Genomic DNA, 5747 nt, shown 5'->3' with positions numbered 1-5747 from the left:
CCGCATATTATACTTGACGTACCCAAGGCGACGGATTACAAAGGGGACATAAGGAGCTACCACGATGTCCGTCCTTTCCGATCGCCACTTCCACGATGAAGCTGCCGCCTACAAGTTCGTAGAGGCCAGGATCTGGCCAAATGGCGCGGTTTGCCCGCATTGCGGCGGCACCGATCGAAACTCACCGCTCAAGGGCAACTCGACCCGCATCGGCGTCTACAAGTGCTATGACTGCCGCAAGCCCTTTACCGTGAAGGTCGGCACCATCTTCGAATCGAGCCATGTGAAGCTGCACCTTTGGCTGCAAGCCATTTTCCTTATGGCCTCGTCCAAGAAGGGCATTTCCTCGAATCAGCTTCACCGGACCCTTGGCGTCACCCTCAAGACCGCTTGGTTCATGTCGCACCGCATCCGCGAGGCCATGCGCGAGGGTGGCCTTGGCCCGCTCGGCGGCGCCGGCCAGATCGTCGAAGCCGACGAGACCTATCATGGCAAGCAGGCCGATCCGCAGCCATCAGAGCAGCGCAAGGGCCGTCCCTACCTCAAGGGCGGCAAGAATGGCCCGTCTGGCAAGCGCGCGATCCTCGGCTTGATTGAGCGTGGTGGCCGTGTCCGCACCTTCCACGTCGCGCAGGCGACCAAGGTCAATGTGGCCTCGCTCGTCACCGAGAACGTCGCGAAGGAAAGCGTGCTCTACACCGATGAAAGCCGTCTCTATGGCGGCATGGGCGATCACTTCGCCGCTCACGAGTCGGTCAAGCACTCCGCTGGCGAGTACGTCCGCGGCGGTGTCCACTCGAACACCATCGAAAGCTACTTCTCGATTTTCAAGCGCGGCATGCGCGGCACCTATCAGCATTGCGCCGAGAAGCACCTGCATCGCTACCTCGCGGAATTCGACTTCCGCCACAATCGCCGCGTAGCCCTTGGCGTGAATGATATCGCCCGCGCCGCCAACATCCTTGACGGCGTCATCGGCAAGCGCCTTACCTATGAAACGACTCGTGCAAGGTGAGAAGCCCTATGGCGTCTGGCGACCGTCCCGATACCGCCCCAAAGCCAAAAAAGCCGAGTAGGAAGCTCAGTCAGAAAGAGCAGTCCGAGCGGTTCATTGCGACCGCTCGGGAACTTGAGGCTGACGAGGCGGGTTCAACCAATTTCGATCAGGCTATTGAGATACTGCTGCCTTCAAGGTCCACGCCTGGCAGCTGACTTCTGCCGATTCTTGTACCCCGTGTTGCAATACGGATGAGTTAGCTGAAGGTTGCCTAAATCCGACTCGCCCCCTTCAGACCTATCGATCTTATGATCAATCGAAATCGCTTGGCTCGGCACAAGGCCTCCGCAAATAGCGCATTTTGGGGCATGCTCCATCAATCCGGTCATTACCAATCCAGATTTGACCTGTGCCGAATAGCGCGTCGGAGACACGCCGGCATAAGGGTTTTCGGTTGGTTGGAGATAAGTGAACGCTTTGTCGGCGGTCAGCGTCGTCACGATCTCCTCATCGGATTTTCCGTCGTCGATGGCTTCAAAGACTTTTTCGTAGAACGCACGCAGATGCCCCTTGCCTGAATCCTTGGTGCCGAATTTGCGTACGATCTGGTTGAGCAAAGTTCTGCGGGCCGTTATGAACTGCTCCAGTCTAGCCCGGCGGTCAATGAACGCATCCAATTGCCGCTGCCGATCTAGATCAAGCGCGATTTGCGCCATTGTCAGAAACAATATCGGCTGCTGCTTGCCTGTCCAGCTATAGAAATATACGGCCGGATGAAGCCCTAGAGAATTAGCCGAATTGCTGAGAACGAGTTGCGCAGTTCTCCTGGCTCGCTTGAGAAATTCTACAGTACGAATCCCCGTCGTGTCTTCGTCTTCGTTGACGGTACCGACACTGAGATGTACAAAATCATAGACCATCCTAAGGGTAGGGGACGCGTAAACAGACCCGCCAGCAGGGAGATTTAGGCTCTTTATTGGATACGATAGTAATGGCTCGAACAGAAGCCGATAGCAATCCGACGCTACAGACCGTATTTCCGTTTGGACGTCGACTGCAAAACTAGACCAGTATTGATGGCCCGTGCCACGTCGGATGATGGCTTTAGCAGCCATCACCGCCGGCTTCCGTCTCCCCTTGATCATCTCTAACTCTTGCGGCGTTATCGTTGCCGCCTGTTGGTTGATGCGTATGAATGATGCTTCGGCCTTGATCGCATCGCCTCGAACCCACTGCAAATTGAGTGCTCGGCTTCCAAGCGCTCGACTACGTGCGACAATATCGGGGCCGAAGCTCTCTGGGTTTTTTGCCGCTGCGACGTGATCGGCATAAGATCCGATTTCCGCGTTGACGAGCTTGCGGACTCGAATGGCGTGGTCGATTTGCTCCGGCGGCACTGAGTGGCCGAAGAATTTTTGGGATGCTTCGCCGTCACCGTAATCGTCGTTCACCCAGGCGATCAGCGCGCTCAGACGATGGCTACCGTCTATGACGAACATAAATTCCCTGTGCTTCCACAGAATGACTGCCGGGATCAGATCGCCTTCAATAAAGGTCCGCACCAGCCCTGCTACGCGCTTCGCATCCCACTCAGACGTTTCCCGCTGGAAATCTGGTTTGCGTAGCGCCAGGCCAAAGAAGGCAGTTGGCTCCAGATCCCTGACAGTGACGGTTTGAGGGGTAGGCGCGTCATCGTTAGCGGCCTCAGCCTCGAAATCTTCGCGCGGTATAAGCGCATCCATATTGACGGCTATCGCCATCGGATTTCCCCCCGATCGGAATGCGTGAGTCATAACTCACCTCCAACCAGAGCGATAGTGGGTACGCGAAGTATAATACGCTGATTTAATTCCTATCCCCAGATCATTTTTCCCCGATAGGACCGCTTTTTCAGGGTGTTACGGCCGAATCAACCCCAGGATGCCGTTGGGCTGCAATGATATCGATAGTGGCGGTCGGTGATGGTGATAGGGATATTGTCCTATATCCATCCGAATCGACGGATCGGCGATCATGGAGCCGCAGATGGCAGGAACGGTTGAGACGCGCGCCGCGATGCAGGCGGGACGCGGGCGGAAGCGGATTGCGCGCCCGGCGAAGGGCCGCGACGAGGGGGCGGGCGGCCGCAAGGGGCTGCGCCATGCCGCCGGCAGCGCACACGAGGCACGCGCGGGCGAGGGCGCTCTGGCGCTGGACGAACGCGCCATGGTGCGGGTGCTGCGACGGCTGCTGAAGGGCGGCCTGCCGGTTGAGACCGACGCGGCGGGGGCACCGGCCCTGTGCCTGACCAGCGGCGACCGGCTGCCGGTGGCGCCGGCGGTGCTGGCGGAGATGCGGCGCCGCGGCCTCGTGACCGACCGCGCCGGGGTGCTGGCGGCAACGGCGGACGGCAACGGCTGGCTGCGCCGCACGCTGGCGGGGGCGGGCGCGCCCGAGCGCCCCTCCGCCTTTCGCCTGCAACACGGCTGCGTGATGACGCAGCCGGCCGGCGACGACGCGGGGCCGGGCACGGGCACCGGCCCGGCACGGCGCAGCCGGGCGGGCTGCGACGGCGCAACCGCGGGAACGGCGCGGGACAGCATGCCGGGCGGCGGGAGCGCCGGCGACGCGGCGATCCGCGATCTGGCGGAAAGCCCGCTGGGCTGGCTGGGCCGGCGCGCGGGGCGCAACGGGCAGCCGCTGCTGGATGCGGCACAGACGGAGGCGGGCGAGCGGCTGCGCCGCGATTTTACCCGCGCCGGGCTTTCGCCCCGGGTGACGCAGAACTGGGACGCGGCCGGCAGCCAGCGCCGCAGCGGCGGCCGGGGCGGGGTGGCCGATCTGACTGACATGGCGCTGGAAGCGCGCCGGCGCTTCGGGACGGCGCTTGAGGCCGTCGGGCCGGAACTGTCCGGGGTGCTCGTCGACGTGTGCTGTTTTCTGAAGGGGCTGGAGGCTGTGGAGCGCGAGCGCGGCTGGCCGGTGCGCTCGGCAAAGATCGTGCTGGCGCTGGCGCTGCGGCGGCTTGCCGGCCATTACGGCCTTGCGGCGGAGGCGCGCGGTCGGGAGCGCGGCACGATGCGCCACTGGGGCAGCGCGGACTATCGGCCCGGCCGCCGCGGCACCGCGGCCGGCGCGCCGCCGGTGAAGCCGGGGCGTGAGCCGGGCCGGGCATGACGGGCGCGTGCCGGCACCGGGGTGCGCGCCGGCGCTGACACCGGCGCGGGCAGTGGGGGCGGGACGGGCCGGCGGGCGGGCGGGCCGCTCAGCCGGCCGCGGACAGGGCCTCTCCGGCTTCCTGCCGGATGCGGCGGACCATGGAGGTGAGACCGTTGGAGCGCTGCGGTGTGATGTGGGCGCGCAGGCCGAGGCGGCCGAAAATGGCTTCGGTATCGAGCGCCAGAATCTCCTGCGCGGTATGGCCCGAGCAGATCGTCAGCAGAATGGCGACAAGGCCGCGCACGATGTGGGCGTCGCTGTCGCCGAGAAAGGTGAGGGTCGGGTTTCCGGCCGGGCCGGAGGTGTGGCAGACCAGCCAGACGCGGGAGGTGCAGCCGGGCACCAGATTGGCATCGGTGCGGGCTTCTTCCGGAAAGGGCGGCAGCGAGCGGCCGAGTTCGATCACATAGCGGTAGCGCTCTTCCCAGTCGTCGAGAAGGTCGAAGGTTTCCGTGATCTCGTCGAGGGTCATGAGCCGGGTCCGCTTGAGAGGCAGCGGCCACCTATAGACCCGATTCCGGCCGGCAGGCAAACGACCTGCGCGGGCGGCCCGCGCGGCGGCTGGCCCCTTCAGCCCTGCGGCGGCCGCGGGGCGGGGGCGACGCCGTGCCAGGGCTCTTCGCGGTCGGAGGCCGTGAGGGTGCCGGTCAGCGCCGGGTCGGCGGGCAGGCGGGCGGAACGCGCCGGCCGGCTGCTGACAAGGCCGGTGAAGAAATCGATGCTGTCGCCCACCATGGTGCCCAGCGCGGAAACGGCGCCGATGGCGGTTTCGCAGACCGCCGGGTTGTTGCGGCAGAATTCCAGCACCCGGCCGGCCTGGGCCAGCGGGGAGGCGGCCTCTGCCGCCGGCGTGGCGGCGGGCGTGCGGGCCGCCGGCGCGGTGGCAACGGCAGCGGGGGCAACCGCGGCGGGGCGCGTATCCGGCGGAAAGATCATCGGCGCGACGAGGAACACCAGTCCCAGCCAGAACGCGCATTTGAGGAGGAACATCATGGCCAGAGCCGCCGTGATCTGACGGTGCCGGGGACGATGCCGGCGCCGGTCTGTTGTGTTAAACTCCGCTCACCCTGCTGCGGGCCGGCGGGCAGCCCCGTGTCGCCATGCCCGGAACGGGCGGCGTCCGGGCAGGGTGCCCGGGGCGTTCGGGCCGGCCTCTGCACCGGCTATAATGACTTTGAAGGCCTGAATCCGGCGTTTTTTCGATGTCCGCAATTCGATCTAAATTCGTGCTGCGACAGGGCGAATTGCGGTTGCGGCGGGGCATTTGAGCTTCCTTAAGGCGCCGGTGGCAGCTTCGCGGGGCCGGCGCGGCGGTGCGGCCGGCAGGACGGGACGCTCGCCCCGGACGGTACGGCGTTGCGGGACGGCTCTGGGCAGGATGGCTCTGGGCAGGACGGCTCTGGCGGAATGGGTCCGGGCGGGCCAACTCTGGGAATGAGGACCGGATGAACTGTGCGGCTGCGATCTCCGAATCGTTTCCCGCCGGCGGCCTGACGGCCGCGGGAGGGCGGCGATGAGCCGGCGACCGGCAGCGCGCACCCGCCGGCAGGAG

General features: G+C 64.8%; 5 protein-coding genes. 2 read left to right on the top strand and 3 right to left on the bottom strand.

All coding sequences use genetic code 11. The features are described 5' to 3' along the window. Window positions 1–64: 64 nt before the first annotated feature. Window positions 65–1015 (top strand): IS1595 family transposase, encoded by a 951-nt coding sequence (locus tag V7067_RS06215; protein WP_334175016.1) that lies wholly within the window; start codon window positions 65–67, stop codon window positions 1013–1015. Between the two features lie 173 nt (window positions 1016–1188). Here the strand turns inward: V7067_RS06215 and V7067_RS06210 are convergent, their stop codons facing one another. Then, the gene (locus V7067_RS06210; protein WP_334175015.1) at window positions 1189–2757 is read right to left on the bottom strand and encodes a DUF262 domain-containing protein; all 1569 of its coding nucleotides are present in this window, start codon (window positions 2755–2757) and stop codon (window positions 1189–1191) included. Window positions 2758–3022: 265 nt separating this feature from the next. On the opposite strand from V7067_RS06210, the gene V7067_RS06205 reads away from it, so the two are divergent. Further along, on the top strand, window positions 3023–4153 hold the full coding sequence (locus V7067_RS06205; RefSeq protein ID WP_334175014.1) for a DUF6456 domain-containing protein: 1131 nt from the start codon (window positions 3023–3025) through the stop codon (window positions 4151–4153). 88 nt (window positions 4154–4241) lie between these two features. Here the strand turns inward: V7067_RS06205 and V7067_RS06200 are convergent, their stop codons facing one another. Then, complete coding sequence (locus tag V7067_RS06200) at window positions 4242–4667, bottom strand: SufE family protein (RefSeq protein WP_334175013.1); 426 nt, start codon at window positions 4665–4667, stop codon at window positions 4242–4244. 98 nt (window positions 4668–4765) lie between these two features. Continuing rightward, a complete protein-coding gene (locus tag V7067_RS06195; protein ID WP_334175012.1) occupies window positions 4766–5188 on the bottom strand; it encodes a hypothetical protein in 423 nt (140 codons plus the stop codon). Between the last annotated feature and the right edge of the window lie 559 nt (window positions 5189–5747).

The sequence above is a fragment of the Pseudoxanthobacter sp. genome (genome assembly GCF_036822375.1).
GTDB lineage: Bacteria > Pseudomonadota > Alphaproteobacteria > Rhizobiales > Segnochrobactraceae > Pseudoxanthobacter.
The sequence above is the reverse complement of the archived record's forward strand: the minus strand, read 5'-3'. Positions and strand labels throughout refer to the sequence as shown.

What these genes read in the sequence shown, in the direction of transcription:
- V7067_RS06200 (WP_334175013.1), bottom strand. Translation starts at nt 4,667, where the DNA reads ATGACCCTCGACGAGATCACGGAAACCTTCGACCTTCTCGACGACTGG.
- V7067_RS06195 (WP_334175012.1), bottom strand. Translation starts at nt 5,188, where the DNA reads ATGATGTTCCTCCTCAAATGCGCGTTCTGGCTGGGACTGGTGTTCCTC.
- V7067_RS06210 (WP_334175015.1), bottom strand. Translation starts at nt 2,757, where the DNA reads ATGGCGATAGCCGTCAATATGGATGCGCTTATACCGCGCGAAGATTTC.
- V7067_RS06205 (WP_334175014.1), top strand. Translation starts at nt 3,023, where the DNA reads ATGGCAGGAACGGTTGAGACGCGCGCCGCGATGCAGGCGGGACGCGGG.
- V7067_RS06215 (WP_334175016.1), top strand. Translation starts at nt 65, where the DNA reads ATGTCCGTCCTTTCCGATCGCCACTTCCACGATGAAGCTGCCGCCTAC.